The organism is Mesorhizobium sp. WSM3864 (assembly GCF_002294955.1).
GTDB lineage: Bacteria > Pseudomonadota > Alphaproteobacteria > Rhizobiales > Rhizobiaceae > Mesorhizobium.
The window spans coordinates 211,070-236,461 of the sequence record NZ_NSGD01000005.1; the positions used below are offsets into that span (position 1 = coordinate 211,070).

Annotated in this window: 24 protein-coding genes; 8 read left to right on the top strand and 16 right to left on the bottom strand. The window is 65.3% G+C overall.

Annotation, left to right across the window (positions count from 1 at the left end; translation table 11 throughout):
* Positions 1–81: 81 nt before the first annotated feature.
* Positions 82–1,989, bottom strand: a complete 1,908-nt coding sequence (locus CK215_RS13750; RefSeq protein ID WP_095831219.1) for a propionyl-CoA synthetase — start codon at positions 1,987–1,989, stop codon at positions 82–84.
* A 583-nt stretch (positions 1,990–2,572) separates the two neighbouring features.
* On the opposite strand from CK215_RS13750, the gene CK215_RS13755 reads away from it, so the two are divergent.
* From CK215_RS13755 to CK215_RS13765, 3 genes are read left to right on the top strand one after another with little or no spacing between them, the layout of a single operon-like run.
* Positions 2,573–2,860: a PqqD family protein gene (locus CK215_RS13755; protein ID WP_095831220.1), complete on the top strand. Its 288-nt coding sequence runs from the start codon at positions 2,573–2,575 to the stop codon at positions 2,858–2,860.
* The gene (locus tag CK215_RS13760; RefSeq protein WP_095831221.1) at positions 2,860–3,294 is read left to right on the top strand and encodes a lasso peptide biosynthesis B2 protein; all 435 of its coding nucleotides are present in this window, start codon (positions 2,860–2,862) and stop codon (positions 3,292–3,294) included. Before CK215_RS13755 ends, CK215_RS13760 begins: the two co-directional genes overlap by 1 nt.
* Complete coding sequence (locus tag CK215_RS13765; protein WP_095831222.1) at positions 3,291–4,277, top strand: serine kinase; 987 nt, start codon at positions 3,291–3,293, stop codon at positions 4,275–4,277. The genes CK215_RS13760 and CK215_RS13765 overlap by 4 nt, the downstream gene beginning before the upstream one ends.
* Before the next feature lie 16 nt (positions 4,278–4,293).
* Here the strand turns inward: CK215_RS13765 and CK215_RS13770 are convergent, their stop codons facing one another.
* From CK215_RS13770 to CK215_RS13840, 15 genes are all read right to left on the bottom strand, one after another.
* Positions 4,294–5,319 carry a nucleotidyltransferase family protein gene (locus CK215_RS13770; protein WP_095831223.1) on the bottom strand — a complete coding sequence of 342 codons (1,026 nt, stop codon included), beginning with the start codon at positions 5,317–5,319 and terminating at the stop codon, positions 4,294–4,296.
* Positions 5,320–5,377: 58 nt separating this feature from the next.
* Positions 5,378–6,364 carry a dihydroxyacetone kinase subunit DhaK gene (dhaK, locus tag CK215_RS13775; RefSeq protein ID WP_095782289.1) on the bottom strand — a complete coding sequence of 329 codons (987 nt, stop codon included), beginning with the start codon at positions 6,362–6,364 and terminating at the stop codon, positions 5,378–5,380.
* Between the two features lie 26 nt (positions 6,365–6,390).
* Positions 6,391–6,822 (bottom strand): hypothetical protein, encoded by a 432-nt coding sequence (locus CK215_RS13780; RefSeq protein WP_095782290.1) that lies wholly within the window; start codon positions 6,820–6,822, stop codon positions 6,391–6,393.
* A 7-nt stretch (positions 6,823–6,829) separates the two neighbouring features.
* Positions 6,830–8,404: a phosphoenolpyruvate--protein phosphotransferase gene (gene ptsP / locus CK215_RS13785; RefSeq protein WP_170950296.1), complete on the bottom strand. Its 1,575-nt coding sequence runs from the start codon at positions 8,402–8,404 to the stop codon at positions 6,830–6,832.
* 41 nt (positions 8,405–8,445) lie between these two features.
* The gene (locus tag CK215_RS13790; RefSeq protein ID WP_067003487.1) at positions 8,446–8,748 is read right to left on the bottom strand and encodes an HPr family phosphocarrier protein; all 303 of its coding nucleotides are present in this window, start codon (positions 8,746–8,748) and stop codon (positions 8,446–8,448) included.
* Between the two features lie 19 nt (positions 8,749–8,767).
* A complete protein-coding gene (gene dhaM, locus CK215_RS13795) occupies positions 8,768–9,157 on the bottom strand; it encodes a dihydroxyacetone kinase phosphoryl donor subunit DhaM (protein WP_067003489.1) in 390 nt (129 codons plus the stop codon).
* The gene (dhaL, locus tag CK215_RS13800) at positions 9,157–9,756 is read right to left on the bottom strand and encodes a dihydroxyacetone kinase subunit DhaL (RefSeq protein ID WP_067003491.1); all 600 of its coding nucleotides are present in this window, start codon (positions 9,754–9,756) and stop codon (positions 9,157–9,159) included. The genes dhaM and dhaL overlap by 1 nt, the downstream gene beginning before the upstream one ends.
* A 10-nt stretch (positions 9,757–9,766) precedes the next feature.
* Positions 9,767–11,407, bottom strand: coding sequence for a dihydroxyacetone kinase subunit DhaK (locus CK215_RS13805; protein ID WP_095831225.1), 1,641 nt, complete (start codon positions 11,405–11,407; stop codon positions 9,767–9,769).
* Positions 11,408–11,458: 51 nt separating this feature from the next.
* Entirely contained in the window at positions 11,459–12,472 is a 1,014-nt protein-coding gene (locus CK215_RS13810) for an ABC transporter ATP-binding protein (RefSeq protein WP_095831226.1), read from the bottom strand.
* Positions 12,465–13,571: an ABC transporter ATP-binding protein gene (locus CK215_RS13815; RefSeq protein WP_095828104.1), complete on the bottom strand. Its 1,107-nt coding sequence runs from the start codon at positions 13,569–13,571 to the stop codon at positions 12,465–12,467. The genes CK215_RS13810 and CK215_RS13815 overlap by 8 nt, the downstream gene beginning before the upstream one ends.
* 2 nt (positions 13,572–13,573) lie before the next feature.
* Complete coding sequence (locus tag CK215_RS13820) at positions 13,574–13,780, bottom strand: hypothetical protein (protein ID WP_095831227.1); 207 nt, start codon at positions 13,778–13,780, stop codon at positions 13,574–13,576.
* Complete coding sequence (locus tag CK215_RS13825; protein WP_067003501.1) at positions 13,777–14,727, bottom strand: carbohydrate ABC transporter permease; 951 nt, start codon at positions 14,725–14,727, stop codon at positions 13,777–13,779. Before CK215_RS13825 ends, CK215_RS13820 begins: the two co-directional genes overlap by 4 nt.
* Complete coding sequence (locus CK215_RS13830; protein ID WP_095831228.1) at positions 14,724–15,671, bottom strand: sugar ABC transporter permease; 948 nt, start codon at positions 15,669–15,671, stop codon at positions 14,724–14,726. Before CK215_RS13830 ends, CK215_RS13825 begins: the two co-directional genes overlap by 4 nt.
* Positions 15,672–15,772: 101 nt before the next feature.
* Positions 15,773–17,104 (bottom strand): extracellular solute-binding protein, encoded by a 1,332-nt coding sequence (locus CK215_RS13835; RefSeq protein WP_095782297.1) that lies wholly within the window; start codon positions 17,102–17,104, stop codon positions 15,773–15,775.
* 240 nt (positions 17,105–17,344) lie between these two features.
* Positions 17,345–18,034: a PIG-L deacetylase family protein gene (locus tag CK215_RS13840; protein WP_067003507.1), complete on the bottom strand. Its 690-nt coding sequence runs from the start codon at positions 18,032–18,034 to the stop codon at positions 17,345–17,347.
* Positions 18,035–18,057: 23 nt separating this feature from the next.
* On the opposite strand from CK215_RS13840, the gene CK215_RS13845 reads away from it, so the two are divergent.
* From CK215_RS13845 to nhaA, 5 genes are all read left to right on the top strand, one after another.
* On the top strand, positions 18,058–18,948 hold the full coding sequence (locus tag CK215_RS13845; protein WP_095831229.1) for a DMT family transporter: 891 nt from the start codon (positions 18,058–18,060) through the stop codon (positions 18,946–18,948).
* A gap of 52 nt (positions 18,949–19,000) precedes the next feature.
* Positions 19,001–21,463 carry an ATP-dependent helicase HrpB gene (gene hrpB, locus CK215_RS13850; protein ID WP_095831230.1) on the top strand — a complete coding sequence of 821 codons (2,463 nt, stop codon included), beginning with the start codon at positions 19,001–19,003 and terminating at the stop codon, positions 21,461–21,463.
* 381 nt (positions 21,464–21,844) lie between these two features.
* Positions 21,845–23,170: an ActS/PrrB/RegB family redox-sensitive histidine kinase gene (locus CK215_RS13855; protein WP_095777048.1), complete on the top strand. Its 1,326-nt coding sequence runs from the start codon at positions 21,845–21,847 to the stop codon at positions 23,168–23,170.
* 106 nt (positions 23,171–23,276) lie between these two features.
* Positions 23,277–23,840 (top strand): ActR/PrrA/RegA family redox response regulator transcription factor, encoded by a 564-nt coding sequence (locus CK215_RS13860; protein ID WP_040974834.1) that lies wholly within the window; start codon positions 23,277–23,279, stop codon positions 23,838–23,840.
* Positions 23,841–24,114: 274 nt separating this feature from the next.
* The gene (gene nhaA / locus CK215_RS13870; RefSeq protein ID WP_095831336.1) at positions 24,115–25,305 is read left to right on the top strand and encodes a Na+/H+ antiporter NhaA; all 1,191 of its coding nucleotides are present in this window, start codon (positions 24,115–24,117) and stop codon (positions 25,303–25,305) included.
* The last annotated feature ends 87 nt before the right edge of the window (positions 25,306–25,392 follow it).

A 25,392-nucleotide genomic window follows, 5' to 3' on the forward strand; every position in this document is an offset into this window, starting at 1 on the left:
GTGCTGCTGCATTGCACAACAGTCGATTGCAGCGCAGGATGAATTCGCTAGGCTGCCTCGCGTTGCGATCCGGCGAGACGGCTAGATCCCGATGCCGCGCCCCTTGAGCGCCGCCGTGATCTCGTCGAGGATCGCGGGATCGTCGATGGTCGCCGGCATCGTCCATTCCTCCTTGTCGGCGATCTTCTGCATCGTGCCGCGCAGGATCTTGCCGGAGCGCGTCTTCGGCAGCCGCTTGATCGTCACCACCGTCTTGAAGGCTGCGACCGGTCCGATCCGCTCGCGCACCAGGCCCACCACCTCGCTTTCGATGGCGCCGGTGTCGCGCGCCACACCGGCGTTGAGCACGACGAAGCCGAGCGGCACCTGGCCTTTCATCGCGTCGGCGATGCCGATCACGGCGCATTCGGCGACGTCCGGATGCGCGGCCAGCACCTCCTCCATCGCGCCGGTCGAGAGGCGGTGCCCGGCGACGTTGATGATGTCGTCGGTGCGGGCCATGACGTAGAGATAGCCGTCCTCGTCCATCATGCCGGCGTCGGCCGTCTTGTAGAAACCGGGGAACTCCTCGAGATAGGCTTGGTGGAAGCGGGCGTCGGCGTTCCAGAGCGTCGGCAGGCAGCCTGCCGGCAGCGGCAGCTTGACCACGACATTGCCGAGCGTGCCGCGCGGCACCTCGTGGCCGGCATCGTCGAGAATGCGAATATCGTAGCCCGGCATCGGCACGCCCGGCGAGCCGTATTTCACCGGCAAAAGCCCGAGCCCGGCCGGGTTGATGGTCATTGGCGAGCCGGTCTCGGTCTGCCACCAATGGTCGATCACCGGACGATTGAGCTTCTGCTCCGCCCATTTGATGGTCTCGGGGTCGGCGCGCTCGCCGGCGAGGAACAGCGTGCGGAATTTCGACAGATCGTATTTCGGCACGAACTCGCCGCGCGGATCCTGCCCCTTGATGGCGCGAAAGGCGGTCGGCGCCGTGAACAGCGCCACCACACCGTGTTCCGAGATCACCCGCCAGTAGGTGCCGGCGTCCGGCGTGCCGATCGGCTTGCCTTCGAAGAGCACGCTGGTGCAGCCATGCAGAAGCGGCCCATAGACGATGTAGGAATGGCCAACCACCCAGCCGACGTCCGAGGCCGCCCAGAACACCTCGCCGGGGTTGACGCCGAACTCGTTGTCCATCGTCCATTTCAGCGCGACCATGTGACCGCCATTGTCGCGTACGATGCCCTTCGGCTGCCCGGTCGTGCCGGAGGTGTAGATGATGTAGAGCGGGTCGGTGGCCAAGACCGGCACGCAGTCGACATTGGCGCCGGCGGCGCGCTCGCGGGCGACCGCATCGGCATAGTCGATGTCGTAATTGTCCTTCATCTCACAGTGCAATTGCTCGCGCTGAAGGATCAGGCAGGCGTCGGGCTTGTGCTTCGACATCTCGATCGCCTTGTCGAGCAGCGGCTTGTAGGCGACGACGCGTCCCGGCTCCAGGCCGCAGGAGGCGGTGATGATCAGCTTCGGCCTGGCGTCGTCGATGCGGGTCGCGAGCTCATGCGAGGCGAAGCCGCCGAACACCACCGAATGCACGGCGCCGATGCGGGCCGAGGCGAGCATGGCGATCGCCGCTTCCGCCACCATCGGCATATAGATGATCACGCGATCGCCCTTGCCGATGCCACGGTTCTTGAGGACAGAGGCGAGCGCGACCACCTCGCGCTTCAGTTCGGCATAGGTGAATTTCCGGATCGTGCCGGTGATCGCGCTGTCATGGATCAGCGCCAGCTGGTCGGCGCGCCCCCCCGCCACGTGGCGGTCGATGGCATTGAAGCAGGTGTTGCAGGTGGCGCCGGTGAACCAGCGGCCATAGACGCCCGCCGCCGGATCGAAGACTTTTTCGGCTGGCGAATACCAGTCGATCGCTTTGGCCGCTTCGGCCCAGAACGCTATGGGGTCGCGTTTCCAGCCCTCATAGACTTCGTGGTAGCGTGAGGCCATCGACTTTTCCTCCCCAGGAACATTCCGTCGTATGGCAATAGCCTAAGCCGCTTTGGCCGGCCATGTCTCCTCGCATTTTGGTCGGCGTTGCCGGTAAACGGATCCAGCCGCTCCCGGATCGGAGCGCGCTATGACGTCAGCAAGTGAATTCGGCTTAGAGCGGCAGTGCTGCCAGCATCAGCCCGACACCGCCGGCTATTAGAATGGCGGCCGCCAATGCCTTCCGATGGCGTTCGAATGCCGTCGGAGCGCGATCCCAGTTGTAACGCATACTGTCCACTCCCAAAAAGCCGGCAGACTCTTAGCTTACTTATGGGAAAGATGGCAACCCTGGCGCGAACGGCAGCTAGATAGTGGTTCCAGCTCGCCATCATTCTCGCGCGAGTTGGATAGTCTTTCCGGGAAGTTTTGACGAAAAGAACTTACGAAAAACCGGTTCCGGTCAGGCGCGGGAAGCTGTCGAGCATCGTTGCGGGCCCGAGTGGCCCGATAGGCCGGCCGTCTGACACGCAGCGTTGCCCGCTTGGCAATGGACAGCGACGGCATGCCGCGCTAATTGCAGTTCGGCATAGGGAGCGGGCGTATGGCTGGAATCGCCTTTGAAACGGTTCTGCGGATGGCGGACGACGCCTCCGTGCAGCATGTCGGCGACGGCGCCGTGGTGCTTCTGGCGCGCAGCGGCCAGCTTTACACCTGCAACGGCACCACCGAAGCGTTCCTCGACAAGGTCGACGGCGCCCGCAGCCTCGACCACATCGTCGATCTGCTGTCGGAAGAATTCGAGGTCGACAAGGCGACGCTCGGCGACGATATGACGGCGCTGGCCGCCGAGCTGGTGGCCGAAGGCATCCTTGCCGACCCGGGCGCGTGATGGCCGGCGGACCGTTCCTGCGCGCCCTGTTCCGCACTCATCTGTGGCTCAGCGCCCGGCTGATACCGGTACTGGTCGCCCGGCGCGATTTCGAAAGCGTGCTGAAATTGGCGCCGCTGCAATTGCCCACACCCTATCGTGGCCTGCCATGGAGCTACGTCGTCAGCCGCGTCAACCGCACGGTTCGGCATCCCTGGGTGATGCGTGATCGCAGATGCCTGAGGGAAGGGCTGCTCGGTTTCCGCTTCCTGCGGATGGCGGGTTTCGACCCCGACCTCCATTTCGGTGTCGATGCCAAATCGATGCATGAGCCGCGCCTTTCGGCGCATTGCTGGGTTTGCCTCGACGGCAAGCCGGTGGTCAGCGACAGCCTTCCCGACATGGTTGAAATCTATCGCCATCCCGGCGGCAGCGTGAAGGCGCGCGCCGCTTGACCGGCGCCGCAGACACCGTTTGCTATGACCTCAACGGCCAGGTCATCGGCATATCGGCAGAGCGCGCCGAGCTCTGGCCGAGCTTCGATCTGATGCTCGGCACATTGCGCGTCAATGAAGCGGTCGAACCCGGCTTTCGCATCGATATCCTCGAAACGTCGGCGCTGCCCGAAAACCCGGAGGGGAAGCTCGCCTTCGACGGCGAAGTGCCGCTGGACGGCCATTGCCGTATCATCGACGCCGGCGACGTCGTCCATCTGGTCTTTCCCGGCCTCCAGACGGCCTCGATCCGTGCCGACGAGGGCTTGGCCGAAATCCGCGTTCATCCCGACAGCAAGGTCAAATGGACGCTGCTGATGATGGTGCTGGATGCCGCGCTCGATTCCGGCGGGCAGTACATGCTCCATACCGCCGGTCTGACGCTGCCCGATAGTGGGGCGCTCGTGCTGATCCATGCGCCAAGCGGCACCGGCAAGTCGACGACTTCAATGGCGCTGGCATCGCAGGGCTTCGGCCTATGCTCGGACGATGTGATGATCCTCGGCGCAACATCTGAAGGCACCCTGGCCTGGGGCATGCCGCGTAAGGTGAAAATCCATCGCAACACCGCGGCGATGCTGCCATTCCTCTCGCCCTGCCTTGGCGACAGATGGGACGCCGAGGGCGAGCAGGCCGTCTCGCTGGAGCGTCTCGCCGAGATCGTTCGCATCGAGGACGTCCGTCCCAGGCCGGTCTCGGCGCTGCTGCATCTGGCGCGCTCGACCGACGGCCACACCCGGCTCACGCGCTTGGCCAGGACCGATGCGATGGTCGCGCTTGCCACCGACAATGTCAGGACCGGCCTGACCGGCCTGTTGCCGATGCAGCAACGGCGGATGGCGTCGATCGCGGCACTGGTCAGGGCCGTCCCCACTTTCACTCTGGAAGTCGGCTCAAGCCCGGCCGATGCGGCGGGGCTGATCCGCGGCGCGGTGGAGGAGTAGATCTCCAAACGGGCCTTCAGGCCGGATAGGGCCTTGGCCGGGCAAGCCGCTGGACCCAGCGGAAGGCGTCGCGGCTAATGCGCGAGCGCATCTTGTCCCGCGAATTGACCCTGAGCAGCATGTTGCCGGTGATCAGCCATTTGGCGAGCCGTATCGACAGATCGGGCTTGATGCGGTTGGCAAGGGCGATCGCGCGCGGCTCGTCGAACAGCCGCCCGGTCACATTGAGCACGGTCGCCAGCTCGAGTTCGATGCCGGTCATACGCGCGGCTTCGAGAAGGCGCGCTTCGGCTTCCGGCGATTGCAGAGCGCGCACACCTTGCAGCACGTCGATACAGAGCTGCAGCCGGTGGAATTTGTGGCCTCCGGCGGCATGAACGATGGCGATGGTGAGCAGCGACGCCGGCGTGTCGGCCTCGCCGCCGTCAATGATCTGCAGCTCGCGGAAGCCGAGCGACAGGCGCCGCCGCATGCCGGTGTCATGCACCAGATTGCCGTGCAGCTCGATCAGCAGACTGGAGTTCTCCTTCTCCAGCCACTTGAACTCCTGCAACTCATGCGATTCGGCCTCGCCGCTGGCAAGCGTGAAGCCGCATTCGGCGATCACGTTGTTGGCCTCGCCGATGCTGGCCGGATCGACAAGGATGTCGATGTCGGTGAACGGCCGATCGGCAGCATGGCGATAAAGCTTGCGCGCGAACACCGGGCCCTTGACGATGCGAGCCGCAACGCCTTTCGCGGCCAAGGCCTTCATGATGCGGTCGCCGTGATATTGCAGCAGCATCGACTGCCCGGTCGCCAGTGTAGCCTGATCGCGAAGCCCGGAGAGTTTTTGCCGCAGGGCGGCATCGTTCGGCAGATCGGCCTCGCCGATTTCCCGAAGCTTGCGCAGCATGATCGGCAGCACGCCGTGGAACTCGGCATTGGCGAGCAGCGCAATGAGGCTGCTTGCCGAGAGGGCCCCGCCCCGCTCGGACGGCGCCTCCGGATCGGCAAATTTGAGCAGCAGCTTTTCTTCGGCAGGTGAAAGCGGGAGCAGCATCAACCGGGCAATATCGCGAACAACAGGCGACCATGGTCGCAGAAAAGCCCGCGCGACGCTACATCCCCCAGCGCAGCGCCGCCGTGTGCACCGGAGCGTCCCAAAGCGCCGTCGTCTCATCCTCGAGCATCGTCAGCGTGATCGAGCAGCCTGCCATGTCGAGCGAGGTGACATAGGAGCCGACCAGCGAGCGGGTTACCGTCACGCCTCTCTTCTCGAAGATTTTTCGCGCGCTGTTGTACATCAGATAAAGCTCCATCGATGGCGTGCCGCCGAAGCCGTTGACGAAAAGCAGCGCCGGTCCCCAGGCGCGGTCACCAAGATCGCCGAGGATTGCCGTGCAGATCTCCTCGGCGATGGCGTCGGCACTCTTCAGCTCATCGCGCCGCCGGCCGGGCTCGCCATGGATGCCGACGCCGAATTCCATCTCGTTGTCGCCAATGTCGAAGGTCGGCCTGCCCGCAGCCGGCACCGTGCAACTGGTCAGCGCCACGCCCATCGAGCGCGTCGAGGCGTTGACGCGGTCGCCCAGCGCCTTGAGCTCGGGCAGTGGCATGCCTTGCTCGGCCGCGGCGCCGACGATCTTCTCCACCACCAGCGTGCCGGCCACGCCGCGCCGACCGGTGGTGTAGGACGAATTCTCGACCGCGACGTCGTCATTGGTCACCACCTGCAGAACGCCGTCCGACATTTCGGCGGCCATGTCGAAATTCATCACGTCGCCTTCATAATTTTTGACGATGAACAGGCAGCCGGCGCCGGTGTCGACGGCTTGCGCGGCCGCGAGCATCTGGTCGGGCGTCGGCGAGGTGAAGACCTGGCCGGGGCAGGCGGCGTCGAGCATGCCGTGGCCAACCAGCCCGCCATGCAGCGGCTCGTGGCCGGAGCCGCCACCCGAGATCAGCGCCACCTTGCCCGGTTTCAGCGTCTTGCGGCGAACGAATTTGTGCTCGTCGCCGAACGCGAGGATGTCGGAATGCGCGGCGACGAAGCCATCAAGGCTTTCGGTGAGGACCGTGTCCACCGAATTCAGAAACTTCTTCATGGCAGTCCTCCCGAATAGGTCCTCGCTCAGCCGCTGCCCCTGCCGGCGATGCTGGTGATCTTCTGGATGAATTCGTTGATCGCTCGGTCGAGCGCTGCGTTCTGCTTGTCGTCGCCGAAATCCGGCACGATGAGCGAGACGTGGCGCGTCTTGCGCTGACCCGAAGCCGCCGGCAGCTTGCCCGGATGCGCCTGGTGATAGGCGGCCAGGAACTGGTCGCGCTCGGCCGGGCTGAAATGGCAGACGGAAAAGATAGCCGGCAAATGCTTCGACGGGATGGGGATCGAATAGGCCGGGCTGGAGATTTGCGTGACGAAACTGCGATGCTTGCCGAGCGCATCGGCAAGTCGCTGGCGCATGCCGGAAGGCCGCTGGTCGATGACTTGCGACAGGATGGTCTTATACGCGCGGATCGCGTCTTCCGCGCCGGCTTCTTGTATTTTGGCAGGCTTGGCCATGCTGTGCTTACACCGGAACGTCCGCTATGGCCGCCTTGGCCATGGCGAGTTGCGCCGGAGCCACCGATAGGTCGCGCAGGCCAGCCTCAATCAGCGCCGGAATGGCGGCCGGATCGCCGCCGGCATCGCCGCAGAGGCTGACCGGAATTCCTTTCTCGCGCCCGAAGGCCGCGACCGAAGTGATCAGCCGCATCACAGCCGGATGGCGGACAGCGTTGAGATGTGCAACGGCGGCGTTGTCACGCGCGGCTGCCATCACATATTGCGTCAGGTCGTTGGAGCCGATCGAGAAGAAGGCAACGTCGGCAAAAGCCTCCGGCGCGATGGCCACCGAAGGGACCTCGACCATGATGCCCAGCGGCGGCAGCTTGTGCGCAACACCGCGCGACGCGAGAGCGGCCTCCTCCTCCGCAAACAACGCGGCGGCCTGCCTGTGCTCTTCGGCCCTGGCGATCATCGGAAACATCACCTTCAGATTGCCGTGGACGGCGGCGCGCAGCAATGCCCGGATTTGCACCCGGAAGATGTCGCTCCGCGCCAGCGACAGCCTGATACCGCGCAGGCCGAGAAACGGGTTGGTCTCCTCGACGGTGAAGTCGGGGATCGGCTTGTCGCCGCCGGCATCGATGGTGCGGATGGTCACCGGTTTTTCTCCGGCCCATTCCAGCACCTTGCGGTAGGCTTGGTACTGTGTCTCCTCGTCCGGCAGCGCCTTGCCGAACAGGAATTCGGTGCGCATGAGCCCGACGCCATCACAGGTCGCAATGTCGATGCCGTCGACATCGGAAGGGTAGGCAATGTTTACCTGCACCCGCACCGACGTGCCGGCCTTGGTTGCCGCCGGCTGGGCGAGAAAAGTCTGCGCTTGGCCTTGTCGCGCCGCGAAGGAGCATGATGATTGCCGGAACGCCTCGATCTCCTTCGGCGAGGGCGAGAGCACGATGCCGCCATGCTCGGCGTCGAGCAGCGCGTTTCCGGTGGGCTCGTCCGCAAAGGCACCAAGCCCCACCACCATCGGCACGCCGCGCGAGCGTGCCAGCATGGCAACATGGCTGGCGGTGCTGCCGGCCTCGAGCGCGATGCCGCCGCCTCTGCTCCAGTCGGTTTCGAGGAAACGCGTCGGCGCGATATCGTTGCCATAGAGGATGGACCCCGGGGGCGCCGCGGCTTCACTGTCTTCGCTTAAAGCACGCAGCACTTGGTCGCGAACATCGCGCAAGTCCGCGGCGCGTGCCCGGAAATAGTCCTGGTCGGACGCCTCATAGCCGGCGATCTCGGCATCCAGTGCTTGCCGCCAGGCAGCGTCGGCCGGCTCTCCGGAGCCGAGCGCCGCGAAGGCGGGCGCGCTCAGCGCGACGTCCTCCAGCATGGCGATGTGGAATTCGAGGATGCCGGCGGCATCGCCATCGGCCGTCTCGACAAGCGAGGTCAGCCGGCTCACCGCCTTGCCGATGGCCGCCTTCAGCGCTGCTTTCTCCTCCGCCTCGCTCGCCTTGGCCACATAAGCAGCCGGTGGACGGTCGAGGTTGAACAGCGGCCCTTCGGCGTAGCCGGGAGAGGCAGGGATGCCCTCAATCCGCATGGCCCGCATTCCTTGCGGACTGAGAGGGCGGCAGACCCGGCTCAAGCGGAGCGGGCATGATCCGCATCCTCGTCGAAGTCGCGCTGCACCAGGCCGACCAGCGCTTCGACCGCGTTGCTTGCGCCGTCGCCTCGCGCCCTTATGTGCAGCACGGTTCCTTTCGGCGCCTTGGCCGCCATGACCTTGACGATGCTCTTGGCATCGAACCAGGGGCCGTTGGCGGCGACTGCCACCTCCACCTCGGCCGCGAACGACTTGGCGAGCTTGGTGAACTTCACCGAAGGGCGCGCGTGCAGGCCCACCTCGTGGGTGATCAGAACCGTGGCTTCGGCGGATGCGGACATTCAGTCGATTCCCGTTCACTCACGACGGCGACAATTCATGCGCCGTCGCCACCACTTCCTTGAGCGAGGCACCCCCGGAAGATTCCGTCGCCGCCATCACCGCGCCCTCGACGATCGGCGCATTGCAGACGACTATTCTGCGGGAGCGCGGCTCTCCGATCATTTCCACCGCCATCTCGCTGTTGGTCTCGGCGCCGCCGAGATCGACCAGGATGGCGACGCCCGCTTCCGACCATGCCTTTTCGATCGCGCCCATGATCGCCTCGACGCTGGTGCCCAGCCCGCCATGGCCGTTTCCGCCGCACCATGCAAGCGGCACTTCGTCGCCCACCATCTGGCGCACCATGTCGGCCGTGCCTTCGGCGACCAGCGGCGAATGCGAGACGATGACGATACCGACATTGCTCATCAAGAACCCTCGATTGCTTCAGCGACTGCGCGCACCAAGAGCGCGGTCGAGCGCGCCCCGGCGTCCATATGCCCGATCGAGCGCTCCCCCAGGAAAGAGGCGCGCCCACGCAAGGCCTTCATCGGCACGGTGGCCTCGGCCGCCCTGTCGGCGGCGTCTGCGATTGCGCCAGCCGTCTTGCCCTGCGCCAGTGCCTCATACACCGGCTGCAGCACGTCGAGCATCGTTTTTTGCCCCGGCTGCGATTTGCCGCGCGCCGAAACCGCCTCGATCGCCTTACCCAGCGCCGCTGTCAGCGCGGCGCGGTCGGGCGTGGCGGACAGTTCCTTGCCGAGCGCCATGAACAGAGTACCGAACAAGGGGCCGGAGGCTCCACCGACGGTCATCACCAGCTTGGTGCCGACCGCGGTCAGCGCGTCCGGCAGCGGTTTTGCCGCGATTGCGGCCTTTTCGGCACGCACCGCATCGAAGCCGCGCTTCATGTTCAGCCCATGGTCGCCGTCGCCGATCGCCTGGTCGAGCGCGGTCAGCTCGTCGGCATGCGCCGCGATCGTATCCGCAGTCGCCGCGATCAATTGTGAGAAATCGGATGCGGCCATCGCCTGTCCTTCATGCCGGGGCGAACATGGCCACCACGGCCGCGAACGCCTCGGCAACTGCAAACGCGCCCGGATCCGCTATGTCAAGCTGGCGGCCGATATAGGCCGAGCGACCGGCCTTCGCCTTCTGCATCGCCGCCGTCGCCTGCGCGCCGCTCCGCGCGGCCGAAGCAGCCGCCTCCAGCCCGTTCGTGTCGAGCGCCTTCAGAGCCGGCTCCAGGGCGTCGACCATTGTGCGGTCGCCGAGCTTCGCGCCGCCGTAGAAGGTCATGCGGTCAAGGCCGGCGAGCAGCGCCTTGCTGAGCGGCGCGCCGCCGTTGAGCGACTGCGCGGCAGCCGTGAAGAAGATCGACAAAAGCACGCCGCTGGAACCGCCCATAGAAGTTCCCAATGTATCGCCGATTGTGGCGAGAGTTGCGGCCTTGTCCGCAAGCGGCAGCGTGTCGACGCGGTCGAGCACGCTGCGTGCGCCGGTCGCCACCGTCGATCCGGTGTCGCCGTCGCCGGCTTTGGCGTCGAGGCCATTCAGAGCCTCCTCGAGCGAGATCAGCTTCTCGCAGACCGCAGCAATCAGCCGCTCGGCGCCGGCGTCACGGCTGGCCGCCTTGGCGATGTCGCGACCTGCCGGCTGGGCTGTGGCCACCACGACCGGCGGGCGAACCGGCCTGGCCGGCAGCCAGGCATGCGGGCCGACCGGCGCCAGCAGCGCCGCCTCGCGCTCCGCCTCGAGCCTGATCAGCGACAGCGAAAACCCGTTCATGTTGAGCGCGGTCATCAGATGTCCGGGACCGATCGTCAGCGTCACCGCCTTTGCCAGCGGTGAGGTCAGCACGGCATTGGCGATCAACGACATTTCGAGCGGCGGAACGGATCCGAGATTGTTGATCAGGAGCGCATAGCGGCTGCCGGCATCGAGCCGGGCCGCGAGGCGCTCGGCCATGATGGACACGAGCGCACTGGCGCTCTGCAGGGTTATGCGCTCCACGCCCGGCTCGCCATGGATGCCGAGGCCGAGCTCGCCATCGCCGGCGCCGAAGCGGTCCTCGTGGGTCTGGCCCGGGATCGAGCAGGAGGAGAGCGAGATGCCGAGCGAAACAATATCCTTCGCCGCCGCCCGCGCTGCCGCCGCGACCGAGGCCAGGTCATGGCCGGATTCGGCAAGATGTCCGGCGACCTTGTGCACGAACAGCGTGCCGGCGACGCCGCGCGGCTGCGCGATATCGGGCAGCGCGATGTCGTCGCCGACAATCACCATGTCGACCGCGAAGCCCTCGGCGCGGGCCTTTTCTGCGGCGAGGCCGAAATTGAGGCGGTCGCCGGTGTAGTTCTTGACGATCAGCAGGCAGCCGGCCGGCCCGGTCGTCGCGCGGATCGCCGCCAGCACCGCTTCGACACTCGGCGAAGCGAAGATCTCGCCGGAGACTGCCGCCGTCAGCATGCCGGCGCCGACGAAGCCCGCATGCGACGGCTCATGCCCCGCGCCACCGCCGGAAACGACGCTCACCTTCGCCTTGTCCCAGTCGGCGCGCAGCACGACCTTGATCTCCGGATAGCCGTCGAGCCGCGCCAGCGCACCAGAGCCGGTAGTGGCCAGAAAACCGTCCAGCGCTTCGGTAACGATCGAGTCCTTGCGGTTGAAAAAGTGCTTCATGGATTTCGTCCAGTCGTATCTGCGGTCGTCAAAAAAGTGCGGGTGCGCCGGCTACATCAATCTTTGACCGTCCGAACCAAAATAAAGCGGCGAGCGATAGCGGATCGTCACTCTGTCCCCCTTTGCGAGCGGCGTGTCGGGATCGGTCAGCGTCACCAGCTTCTTGGCGCCCACCGTGACATGCAGATGGTTCTGGTCGCCGAGATGCTCGACCCAGTCGACGACGCCGTCGGCATGGCCGTTCGCCGCCTTTTCGATCGCGAGATGTTCGGTGCGCGCGCCGATCGTCGTCGTACCGGTGGGCGCGGCCGCGTCGGGCAGCAACCCTGCCGGCAGAAGGTTGATCGCCGGCTGGCCGAGGCGGGCCGCGACATGAAGGTTTGCCGGCTCAGAATAGATCGCGCGCGGCGTGCCGATCTGCACCAGCACGCCCTCGGAGAGGATGCCGATGCGGTCGGCCATGGTCATCGCCTCGATCTGGTCATGCGTGACGTAGAGCATGGTGGCGCCGAGCTCGGACTGGATGCGCTTCAGCTCGAGCCTGAGATCGGCGCGCAGCTTGGCGTCGAGCGAGGACAGCGGCTCGTCCATCAGATAGATCGAGGGTTTTCGCACCAGCGCGCGGCCGATGGCGACGCGTTGCATCTCGCCGCCCGAAAGCCTGGTCGAGCGGTTGTTGAGCTTGTGGTCGATGCGCACCATCCGCGCGACTTCCTCGATGCGGCGGCGGATTGCTTCCTCCGGAAAACGCCGCGCCGGCGAGCGCAGCGGGAAGGCGAGGTTGTCGAAGACCGAAAGATGCGGGTAGAGCGAATATTGCTGGAAGACGAAGGCCGTGTCGCGCTCGGCCGGCGACAGCCCCGTCGCATCGTGGCCGCCGATCTGGATCGTGCCGCTGTCCGGCCGCTCGAGCCCTGCGATCAGCCTGAGCGTCGTCGTCTTGCCGGCGCCGGTCGGGCCGAGCAGCACGACGAACTCGCCGTCCTTGATCTGCAGGTCGAGATCGCTGACCGCGACTGTCTCGCCGAAGCTCTTGGTCACACCCTGAATCTGCACGTCAGCCATGGCGCGCCTCCACTGCCTGATCGTACATGGCGGTTTTCACCGCGCGTCCAGTGCCTTTCTCGAACAGCGACAGCCGCGCGCTGCTCAATGCCAGCCCTACCTGTTCGCCCGTATTTAGATGGATTCCGGCCGGCACCCGGGCCTTGATGATGCCGTCAGCCGTCTCCACCGCGACGATCTGCGTGGTGCCGAGATATTCGGTGCCGTAGATCGCGCCGCGCAGCTTCGAAGCATCATCGAAGCGGATGTGCTCGGGGCGGATGCCAAGCGCCATGTCGGCCGGCGCAATATCCTCGCGCACTTCCGGGACCGTCACCCTGGCGCCCTGCACGACGATCTCCTTCGCACCCTTCGCGAGCCCACCGCCGAAGCGCAAGAAGTTCATCGGCGGCGAGCCGATGAAATCGGCGACGAACATCGTGGCCGGCCGGTCGTAAATCTCGCGCGGGCTGCCGAACTGCTCGATGACGCCGTGGTTCATCACCGCTATCTTGTCGGCCATGGACATCGCTTCCATCTGGTCGTGCGTGACATAGACGGTGGTGGCGTGGATGCGGTTGTGCAGCTCGCGCAGCTCATGCACCATCAAATCGCGGAACTCGGTGTCCAGGGTTCCAAGCGGCTCATCCATCAGGAAACATTTCGGTCGCCTGACGATGGCGCGGCCGAGCGCGACGCGTTGGCGGTCGCCGCCGGCAAGACCGGAGACCGACTTGTCGAGCAGGTGGTCGATGCGCAGCAGCTTCGCGGTCTCCTCGACGCGCGTGCGGATCTCGGCCGACGCCATGCCTTGCGCCAAGAGCGGGAAGCCGATGTTCTTGCGCACATTCATATGCGGATAGAGCGCGAAGAGCTGGAAGACGAAGGCGATGTCACGCTCGCGCGCCCGGCGCATGGTGACGTCCTCGCCGCCGAGCAGGATCTTGCCGCCGGTGGGCAGTTCGAGACCGGCGATCATGCGGAGCGTCGTCGTCTTGCCGCAGCCCGACGGCCCGAGCATGACGAAGAACTCGCCATCCTCGACGACGAAATTGGAATCCTGCACGGCGACGAACTCGCCGAAGGCCTTCCTCAGGTTCTGAACACGGATCTCGGCCATTTTTATTCCGGGAATTTCGAGACGACGATGAACATGGCGGTGCCGGCGAGCATGGTGACGAAGGAATAGCTGTAGAGCGACAGCGCGAAAGGCTGGAACAGCATCAAAAAGCCGATGGCGATGATCGCGGTGGCGATGTTTTCCATCAGGCCGCGTCTTGCCCAGACGGGCCAACGCGATTTGCGTTTTGCAGGCTGGGTCGTGCTCATTTGCGCACCGCGCCGAAGGTAATGCCGCGCAGCAATTGCTTGCGGAGCAGGATGGTGAAGACCAGGATCGGCACCAGGAATATCGTCGTGCCGGCGGCGACCGCCGGCCAGTCCTGGCCGCCTTCGCCGATGATGGTCGGGATGAAGGGCGGCGCCGTCTGCGCCGTGCCGGAGGTCAGAAGCGCGGCGAACGCATATTCGTTCCAGGCAAAGATCAGGCAGAAGATGGCGGTCGCGGCAATGCCGGTGGTCGCCTGCGGCAGCACCGTGCGCCAGAAGGCCTGCAGCCGCGTATAGCCGTCGATCATCGCCGCTTCTTCGTATTCGCGCGGGATCTCGTCGATGAAGCCCTTGAGCAGCCAGACCGCCAGCGAGACATTGACCGCGGTGTAGAGCAGGATCATGCCGAGCGCGGTGTCGGAGAGGCCGAGCTCGCGGTACATCAGGTAGATCGGGATCGCGACGGCGATCGGCGGCATCATGCGCGTCGACAGGATGAAGAACAGGAGGTCGTCTGCCAAAGGCACCTTGAAGCGCGAGAAGCCGTAGGCCGAGAGCGTGCCGAGGAACACCGCGCAGAAGGTCGAGCCGAAGGCGATGATCAGCGAGTTGACGAAGCGCGGCAGGAAGTTCGACGGGCCGGCGATCACCATGTTGCGCTTGCGCACCGTCTCATCGCAGAAGCCGGTCGCCGGTCCGAGCGCGTTGATGTATTCCGGCGTCTGCCTGGTGCGGGTCGTGAACAGGTTGCAGTAGCCTTCGATGCTCGGCTGGAAGACGATCTTCGGCGGATAGGCAATCGAATCCGGCGGCGTCTTGAAGCTGGTGGCGAAGATCCACAAGAGCGGCACGATCGAGATCAGCGCGTAGCCGACGACGAGCACGCCGGCGATCCGCTTCGAATTCGTCGAAGGTGCGACGACGGAATGGGCGGCGGTCAGGCTCATCTCTGCTTCACCTTGTTGAGTGCCTTGACGTAGATGTTGGCTAGGCCGAACACCGCGACGAACAGGACGATGGCGAAAGCCGAGGAATAGCCGGTGCGCCAGCTTTCGAAGGCCTGCCGCTTCAGTGTGATCGAGGCGACCTCGGTGGTCGAGCCCGGCCCGCCGCCAGTGAGCAGGTTGACCATATCGAACATCTTGAAGTTCTCGATGCCGCGGAACAGCACCGCCAGCATGATGAAGGGCAGCGCCATCGGCAGGGTGATCGACCAGAACTGCCGCCAGTTGGAGGCGCGGTCGACCTCGGCCGCTTCATAAATGTATTCTGGGATGGAACGCAGACCGGCGAGGCAAATCAGCATCACGTAAGGCGTCCACATCCAGGTGTCGACGATGATGATCGCCCATGGCGCCAGCTCGACGTTGGACAGCATCTGGACATTCGTCGGCGGGATGCCGGTGAGGAATGAGACGGCGTAGGCGAACAGTCCGATCTGCGGCTCGTAGAGGAAGCGCCAGAAATTGCCGACCACCGCCGGGGACAGCATCATCGGCACCAGGATGATCGTGGTCCAGAAGGCGTGGCCGCGGAATTTCCGGTCGATCAGCCAGGCGAGCGTGAAGCCGATCACCGTCTGCAGCAGGATGGTCCAGAAGACGAAATGCGCCGTCGTCTGCATGGCGATCCAGATATCCTGGTCGCCGAGGATGCGCCTGTAGTTGGAAAGCCCGAGATTCTTGACCACTTCGTTCGGGCGGTTGGCGCGGTAATTGGTGAAGGAGAGGTAGATCGCCCAGAACAGCGGGAAGATGTTGATGGCTAAAAGCAGAAGGATCGTCGGCGAAATGAACAGCCAGGCGAGGCCCTTGTCGCTGATGCCCCGGATCTTCCTGGCCAACGGCTCGGGTGTGGCCCGTGCAGCGTTGTCCGCAGTCCGATTGAGCATGGTTAGTCCTGCATCGGTCACTGGTCAGCCTCGGCGATGAAATTTATCTGAACTGCGTCCCGTGCCAACGCGGCACGGGACGCACCTGCTCGGGAGGAGCCTTACATCTTGCCGTCGTCCTGGAAGATCTGCGTCCAGTCCTTAACGAGGCCGTCGAGCGCATCCTTGGCCGAGCCCTGGCCGGCGACGACATAGTCGTGGAAGCGCTTCTGCGAGGCCTGCAGCAGCGGCGCGTAGCTCGGCTCTGCCCAGAAGTCCTTCACGATCGCCATGGAGTCGAGGAAGGCCTGCGCATAGGGCTGGCTGGACGGGAACTTCGGATCCTTGACGACGGAGTTCAGGCAGGAATAGCCGCCGAGCGACCACCACTTGGCCTGCACGTCCTTGTTGGCGAACCACTTGATGTATTTCAGCGCCGATTCCTGCTTGTCGGAGTAGGAAACCACCGAGATGCCCTGGCCGCCGAGCTGCGCGAACTGGTCGCCGTCGGGACCTTTCGGATTGGCGAAGTAACCGATCTTGTCGCCGCCGACATTCTCGTCCTTCTGCAGGCCGGGCCAGGTGAAGGCGAAGTTCATGTGCATCGCCACCTGGCCGGATTTGAAGGCATCGACGCCTTCGCCCATGTAGCTGTTGGAAGCGCCGGGCGGTGTGCAGCAATCATAGAGCGCCTTGTAGAATTCCAGCCCCTTCACCGATTTCTCGGAATTGACGAAGCCGTCCATCTCATAGGGCTTCTTCGGGTTCTCGTACTGGAAGCCGTAGCTGTAAAGCACGTCCATGGCGCCCATGGTGATGCCTTCGGAGCCGCGCTCGGTGTAGATCGAGGCGCCATAGACGGTCTTGCCGTCGATCTGCCGCTTCTGGAAGAACTCGGCGATCTGCCTCAGCTGGTCGAAGGTCGTCGGCGGGGCGAGGTCCCAGCCATACTTCTCCTTGAACTCCTTCTGCAGTTCCGGCCGCGAGAACCAGTCCTTGCGATAGGTCCAGCCGACCACGTCGCCCATGGCCGGCAGCGCCCAGTAGTTCGGCGTGTTCTTCGGCCATTCGGAATAGCCGACGACGGTCGCCGGCACGAAGTCGTCCATGCTGATCTTCTCCTTGTCGAAGAAGTCGTTCAGCTTGACGTAATGACCGTTCTCGGCCGCGCCGCCGATCCACTGGCTGTCGCCGATGATCAGGTCGCAGAGCTTGCCGTGTGAGTTGAGCTCATTGAGGAAGCGGTCGGCATAGTTGGTCCACGGCACGAATTCGAACTTCATGCCGATGCCGGTTTCCTTGGTGAAGTCCTTGGACAATTCCACGAGCGCGTTGGCCGGATCCCAGGCCGCCCAGCAAAGCGTCAGGTCTTCCGCATGCGCCGCGTTAGAGACGGCGGTCGACGCGAGTGCCGCCGAGGCCAGTCCCAACGCCAGTTTCAAGGTCGATTTCATGCCTTACCTCCCATTTGCGAAACGCGTCCGGATGACGGTTTCAAAAGCCTCAACCTCGCTCCTCCGAGGGCCTGAACATGGCGCGCGTCGCGCCGCCGATGTTTAGTAATTTGTTTAGTGATGCTCTTTTTACTAAACAACGCAAGCGAATTCGTTGCTGCGCCGCAGCATGACGAAGGCGGTGCTTGAAATCGTTGGGAAATATGTGTCGGTGCCTTGGCGGCTCGTAGCTTCAGCCGGCTACTTGACGCTCTTCGGGCCCACCGTGACCGGCCGGATCCGCGGCGCCGGAGGCAGCAGCTCGCGGATGTCGGCAAAGGGGAAGACGGGCTCGAACCGAAACGCCTCGGCCAGCGCGCCGGGCGCGCCGTTGCATTGGCCGGCGCGGAACGCGTTCTGCATGCGTGCACCGTTGAGATAATGCTCGGGCCCCTGTGAGCGATGCGCGAGAATCGCCTGCCCCTTGAGGTCCCAGTGGCTGGAAATGTCGACGTAATGCGTCGGCGAGAAACCTGTGCCGCCCAGCGTGTCGGCATGCAGCACCGGTACCTCGAAGGACGCCGCGATGCGCACGCCGTCCGACAGCGCGCGGTGGTCGCCGTGATAGTCGTTCGGCGCATGAGTGATCGCGAGGTCCGGTTGCACCTCGCCGATCAGCGCCTTGAGTGTGTCGATCAATGCGGCATCCGCAACCAGCGCCCCGTCGGGGAAACCGAGGAAACGCGGTGTGACGCCGAGCAGGGTGGCCGCCTCGGTCGCTTCCTCGCGCCGCGCTTTGACAAGCGCGGCCGGATCGCCGTTGCCGCCCTTGGCGCCGTCCGTGGCTATCGCAAAAGTCAGCTCTGCGCCTAGCGCGGCATAGGCGGCCAGCGTACCGAACATGAATATCTCGATATCGTCGGGATGAGCCCCCAGCGCCAGTATCTTCACTTCTTTTCTCCCGGATATGGAACGTGCCGAACGGAATCCTGCTCGCCCTCGTCGCCTATGCAAGCTATTCGTGGAGCGATGCCGTCATCAAGAGCCTGGGCGGGCAGTTCACCGTCTTCGAGATCGGCTTCTTCGTAACCTTGTTTGCCGGCTGTTTCCTGTTCTTCACAAGGCCTGCCGATGAGCGCTGGCGCGACTTCTGGCGCACCAGCCGGCCCTGGGCCGTGCAGGCCCGCGCCTGGGCAGGCATCGCATCGGGCGTGCTCAGCGTCTATGCCTTCACCACCATTCCGCTGGCGGAAGTCTACGCGTTGATTTTCCTGGCGCCGTTGTTCGTCACCATCCTCTCCACTCTCATCCTGAAGGAGAAGGTTGGGCCGTGGCGATGGCTCGCCGTGGTCGCCGGCTTTGCCGGCGTCATGCTGGTCGTCAGGCCGGGTTTCCGCGAACTTCATCTCGGCCACCTCGCGGCCTTTGCCATCGCCTTTCTTGCCGCCACCAGCGTCATCCTGATGCGGTCGCTGGCGCAGCAGGAGAAGCGCACGACGATGCTCGGCGTGCTTGTCGGCTATGGCCTGCTCTTCAATGGCCTCGGTGTGGCGGCAACGTCGTTCACCTTGCCGGATGCCAATCAGCTGATCTGGCTGGTCATGGCCGGCGCCTTCACCGCCGGCGGTCAGCTGTTGCAGCTTCTCGCGGCCAAATACGCGCCCGCCAACCGGATCGCGCCGACGCATTATTCACAGATCGTCTGGGCGGTGGTGCTGGGCTCGTTGTTCTTCCGGGAAGATCCCGACCTGCTGACGATGGCCGGCCTTGCGGTGCTCGGCGCCTCGGGCCTGCTGACCATGGTTCGCGAGGAGGTACGGCTGGGCACCGTGCGCTGGAACCAGTTCACGCGCACCAGGCTTTAGGCAATTCCGGGACAGGTTGCGCGCTCACCGTGGCCGCTGATATGCGGACGCCATGAACAGAGGAATTTTGCCGGAACTCCCGGTATCCGCCGTGCTGCCGGTGCTCGGCGAGGCGCTCGCCGGGCGCAACAGCGCCGTGCTGGTGGCGCCGCCCGGTGCCGGCAAGACGACGCTGGTGCCGCTGGCGCTGCTCGACGCGCCCTGGCTCGGCGAAAGCAGGATCGTGCTGCTGGAGCCGCGCCGGCTGGCGGCCCGCGCCGCCGCCCGCCGCATGGCCGAGCTTGTCGGCGAGGAGCCGGGCGGTACAGTCGGCTATGCGATGCGCATGGAGAACCGCACTTCGCCGCGGACAAAGATCCTCGTCGTCACCGAAGGCGTGCTGTCGCGCATGATCCTCGACGATCCCGAACTGCCCGGCGTTGCGGCGGTAATCTTCGATGAATTCCACGAGCGTTCGCTCGACGGCGATTTCGGCCTCGCGCTGGCGCTCGATGTTCAGGGCGCGTTGCGGCCGGATCTGCGCCTGCTGGTGATGTCGGCGACGCTCGACGGCGCGCGCGTCGCAAAACTACTGGCGGGGGCGCCGGTGATCGAAAGCGAGGGCCGCGCCTTCCCGGTCGACATCCGCTATGACGAGCGGCCGGCCGGCATGGCGGTCGAGGACGCGATGGCCAAGGCGGTTCGCTCGGCTTTAGCCGCCGAGCAGGGCAGCGTGCTCGCTTTCCTGCCCGGACAGCGCGAGATCGAGCGCACCGCAGAGCGGCTAGAAGATCGCCTCGGTGCCGATACCGACATCGTTCCGCTCTATGGCCAGTTGGACAACAGGGCGCAGGATGCCGCGATCAAGCCGGCGTCGCCTGGCCGCCGTAAAGTGGTGCTGGCGACCTCGATCGCCGAGACCTCGATCACCATCGACGGCGTGCGCGTCGTCATCGATTGCGGCCTGTCGCGCCTGCCGCGCTACGAGCCGGCAAGCGGCCTGACCCGGCTGGAGACGGTGCGCGTCAGCAAGGCTTCCGCCGATCAGCGGGCCGGCCGCGCCGGACGAACGCAGCCGGGCGTCGCCATCCGACTGTGGCGTGCCGAGCAGACGGCGGCGCTGCCCGCCTTCACACCGCCGGAAATCCTCGAGGCTGACCTTTCCGGCATGTTGCTCGACTGCGCCGCTTTCGGCGTCGCCGATCCGTCGAGCCTGTCCTTCCTCGACCCGCCGCCGGCGCCGGCGCTCAACGAAGCGAGGGTCTTGCTCAAAGCGCTGCATGCAATCGATGACGCCGGCCGCTTGACGGAGGCGGGCGCGGCGATGCGCAAGCTTGCCCTGCCGGTGCGGCTCGCGCACATGGTGGCGGAAGCGGCTGAGATCGGGCAGGCGCAGGAAGCGGCGATGCTTGCCGTGCTTTTGACGGAGCGCGGGCTTGGCGGCGACAGCGCCGACCTCGAACGGCGGCTGATCCGCTTCCGCGCCGAAAAATCGCCGCGCGCCGATGCCGCCCGGCAACTTGCCGCACGCCTGGCCAAGCAGGCAGGCGGGGCAAGGGCAGACACGCCAGCCGCGCCCGGTGCCTTGCTGATCCATGCCTGGCCGGATCGTGTCGCCAGAGCCCGCGGCGAGCGCGGCCGCTTCGTGCTCGCCAACGGTTCCGGCGCGATGGTCGACGCCGCCGATCCGCTTGCCGGCGAGAGCTGGCTGGTCGTCGCCGATCTGCAGGGCAAGGCGCAGAATGCCCGTATCACCGCCGCCGCGCCCGTCGACGAGGCGGTTATCCGCACCGCGCTTGCCGACCGCATCGAGACGAAGCGCGAGACGAGTTTCGACCGCGAGCGCCGCGCCGTGCGCGTGCGCGAGACGGCGCGGCTCGGCGCCATCACCCTTTCCGAGCGCATGCTGCCCGCACCTTCCGGTGCCGAGGCCGATCGGGCCATGCTGGACGCCCTGCGCGAGCACGGCCTGTCGCTGCTCGACTGGGGCAAGGAGGCGGAAACGCTGCGCCAGCGGCTCGGCTGGCTCTATCGCGGCCTCGGCGCGCCGTGGCCCGACGTCTCGGACCAGGCGCTTCTCGGCCGTCTCGACGACTGGCTGCTGCCTTTCCTTGGCGGCGATGCCTCCTTCGCGGCGATCAGGCCGGCGGCGCTTGCAGCAGGCCTGATGTCCCTGGTCCCACACGATCTGCAGCGCAAAGTCGACGCGCTGGCGCCGACCCATTTCGACGCGCCCTCGGGCAGCCATGTGCCGATCCGCTATGATGGCGAATGGCCGGTGCTGGCGATCCGCGTGCAGGAGCTGTTCGGCCTCGATCGCCATCCTTCGGTCGCGGGCGGTACGGTGCCGCTGACTCTGGAGCTGTTGTCGCCGGCGCATCGCCCGATCCAGACGACGCGCGATCTGCCCGGCTTCTGGCGCGGCTCGTGGGCGGATGTGCGCACCGATATGCGCGGTCGCTATCCTAAGCATGTCTGGCCGGAAAACCCGCTGCTGGCGGCCGCCACCAGCCGCGCCAAGCCGCGCGGGACATAGGTTCGTGCCGCTTTCGGCGGGCCATTCGCGTTAGTGGGCAACGCGCGTTGGCGATTGGCGCAAACGCCCATCACTTCGTCATCCACGGGCGGAGCAAGGAGCGAAGCGACGCGCAGACCCGAGGATCCATTCCGTTAGCTTGACCGTAAAAATGCAGCGGAACAGAATTCTGAACCATCGCAAAGCTTCGAAGTCACGGGATGGATCCTCGGGTCTGCGCTCCGCTTCGCGTCGCTCCGCCCGTGGATGACGAAATCGCGAGGGGCCTCGTCCAATCATCAAGCGCTCATGATGGTGAACCGAAACAACGGCCGCTGACGGGTCAAGTCGCCGTCACAGCGCTACTAGCGCTCACCCTCCTGCGGCTATAATCGTAAGTCGATGATCAATATTCTGCGCGCGCCCGATTCCCAGCAGAGCCAGCGGCTGCGGCTCAACACGCTGATCCGCCTGCGCTGGCTGGCCATCGTCGGCCAGAGCATCGCGGTGCTCGTCGTCGCCTACGGGCTGAAATTCCCGCTTCCGGTCTCGCTGTGCTTCGCGCTGATCGCCTGCTCGGCCTGGATGAACCTCTGGCTCACCTTCCGCTATCCCGCGGCGCATCGGCTGACCCCGCTCTCGGCCTTCGTCATCCTCACCATCGACAGCCTGCAGCTTGCCGGCCTGCTCTATATGACCGGCGGCCTGACCAATCCGTTTTCGGTCCTGCTCTCGGTGCCCGTCGTCATTTCCGCCGCATCACTGCCGCTGCGCCTCACCGCGGTGCTCGGCGCGCTGGTTATCGCGGCGGCCACGCTGCTTGTGTTCTTCCATCTGCCGCTGCCCTGGTACGAGGGCGCGCCGCTGTCGATGCCCTTCATCTATGTCGCCGGCATGTGGATGGCGGTGTTCGCCTCGATCGCCTTCACCGCGATTTATGCCTTCCGCGTCGCGGCCGAGGCACGCCTGCTCGCCAACGCGCTCGCCGCCACCGAGCTGGTGCTGCAGCGCGAGCAGCATCTTTCGGCGCTCGACGGCCTCGCGGCGGCGGCCGCGCATGAGCTCGGCACGCCTTTGGCCACGATCACCGTCGTCGCCAAGGAAATGGAAAAGGCGCTGGGCGAAGATCCGAAATTCAGCGAGGACGTGAAGCTGCTGCGCTCGCAAAGCGAGCGTTGCCGCGAGATCCTGAAGCGGCTGACCAGCCTGTCCTCGGAAGGCGAGGCGCATCTTTCGCGCCTGCCGCTGACCTCGCTGGTCGAGGAAGTGACGGCGCCGCACCGCGACTTCGGCATCTCGATCCGGCTGCGCCCCGGCGAGCGCATCGGCCCGGAGCCGGTCGGGCAGCGCAGCCCGGGCGTCATCTACGGGCTCGGCAATCTGGTCGAGAACGCCGTCGACTTCGCCAAGGACACGGTCACCGTCAGCTGGAACTGGGACAATGAGGAGGTCTCCTTCTCCATCATCGACGACGGGCCGGGCTTCCCGCCGGAAATCATCGACCGCATCGGCGAGCCCTATATGTCGACGCGCCAGGGGACAGAGGCCGGCGGCGGCCTCGGGCTCGGGCTTTTCATCGCCAAGACGTTGCTGGAGCGCTCGGGCGCGACGATCGATTTTCGCAATTCGAGCGGGCTCGGCGAGGGGGCGGTGGTGCAGATCACCTGGCCCCGCGGCGTCTTCCTCAATCCCGAGCATGCCCCTGGCACCGCATTCGACAATGCGTGAGCCTATGCATTTGCGCATGGCAGCTTTGTTGCCGGCTGTAAAAATTGGACATTGCAGTTGCAGAATTGTATCTGCGTAAAAGTAAGGCAGTAGGATGCTGACGCAAATGAGCGCAGAAGAACCCACCGGCGCAATGGTAGAAGGCGAGGACACCTCGCTGCTGATCGTCGACGACGACAAGCCATTTCTCACCCGGCTTGCCCGCGCCATGGAAACCAGGGGCTTCGCGGTCGAGACGGCGGAAAGCGTGGAAGAGGCGGTCGCCAAGGCGCGCGCTCGCCCGCCGGCTTATGCGGTGGTCGACATGCGGCTCGGCGACGGCAACGGCCTCGACGTGGTCGCCGCCATCCGCGAGAAGCGCGACGATTCCCGCACCATCATCCTGACCGGCTACGGCAACATCGCCACCGCGGTGACGGCGGTGAAGCTCGGCGCCGTCGACTACCTGTCGAAGCCCGCCGATGCCGACGACGTATTTGCCGCGCTGACCCGCACAGCGGGCGAGCGGGCCGCACCCCCGGAAAACCCAATGTCGGCCGACCGCGTGCGCTGGGAACATATCCAGCGCGTCTACGAAATGTGCGACCGCAACGTCTCCGAGACCGCGCGCCGGCTCAACATGCACCGGCGCACCCTGCAGCGGATTCTGGCAAAGCGGGCGCCGCGGTAACCTGCTTAAACACGCGTACGGTGCTGCCGACGGCAGGTGTCGAAGGCAGCGCTGGCTCCCGCCTCGCAACGCTGGCGATTGGCGAAATCATCGACGAGAGCGCCCCTCTCCCCGTCACTATACGGGGAGAGGATGCCGGCAGGCAGGTGAGGGGAGGCGCCGGCGCTTGCAAGGAGGGCGACGGTGACCGACCGGTCCAATGCTTGCCCGGTCGTGCAAGTTTGAGCATCATCGCGAAGGACAGCGGCCGACGGGCCATGTGACGGAGGGGGTCATGCGCGACGAGCGGCCGAAATCGATGCTTCGCGAATTCCTCGACGGCGAGGCGGCCGGCGGCATCATCCTGATGGCGGCCGCCGCCCTTGCGCTCATCGTCGCAAACTCGCCGCTCGCCGAAATCTATTTCGCCGCCCTCCACGCCTATCTCGGGCCGCTCAGCGTCTCGCACTGGGTCAATGACGGGCTTATGGCGGTGTTCTTCCTCCTGGTCGGGCTGGAGATCAAGCGCGAGATGTTGGACGGTCATCTCTCAACCTGGCCGCGCCGCGTGCTGCCGGGCATCGCCGCGGCCGGCGGCATGGTGTTTCCGGCGCTGGTCTATGTGTTGGTCAACCGCGACAACCAGGCGGCGCTTCCCGGCTGGGCGATCCCCACCGCCACCGACATCGCCTTCGCGCTGGGCGTGCTGTCGCTGCTCGGCAGCCGCGTGCCGGCCTCGCTGAAAGTGTTTCTTACCGCTTTGGCCATCATCGACGATCTCGGCGCCGTCATCATCATCGCGCTGTTCTACACCAGCGGCCTGTCGCTCGCCTATCTCGGCGCCGCCTTCGCGGTCATCGCCGTATTGATCGTACTCAACCGCATGCGGGTGATGAACCTCTTGCCCTATCTCGTGCTGGGCGCGCTGCTTTGGGTGCTGGTGCTGAAATCGGGCGTGCATGCGACGCTTGCCGGCGTGGCGCTGGCGCTGACCATCCCGCTTGAGCGTTCGCCCGGCATCGGTCACGACGTCGAACACTCGCCACTGCACCGGCTGGAGCACGGCCTGCACAAGCTCGTGCCTTTCATCGTCATCCCGATCTTCGGCTTCGCCAATGCCGGCGTCTCGCTAGGCGGCTTGAGCGTTGCCGCGCTGGTCGAGCCTCTGACGCTGGGCGTCGCCGCCGGCCTCGTCGTCGGCAAGCTGGTCGGCGTCTTCGCCTCCTCGGGTCTCGCCATCCGGCTCGGCCTCGCCGACCTGCCGGCCAATGCCGGCTGGCTGCACATGGTGGGCATTTCGTTTCTGTGCGGTATCGGCTTCACCATGAGCCTGTTCATCGGCCTACTCGCCTTCGCCAATGACGCCGCCCTTCAAGACGCGGTGAAGGTCGGCATCCTCGCCGGCTCGCTGATCGCCGCGCTGGTCGGCGCGGCGGTGCTGCTGATGGCGCCGGCGCGGGGTGGCGCCGAAGAAGAAGTGGAGTAGGGCAGCGGCGGGAACCCGTCTTGTCGATCAATGGAAGCGTTGTAAGGCGAACCACTACTTTCCGATGACTTGAATTTGATGAGTTGA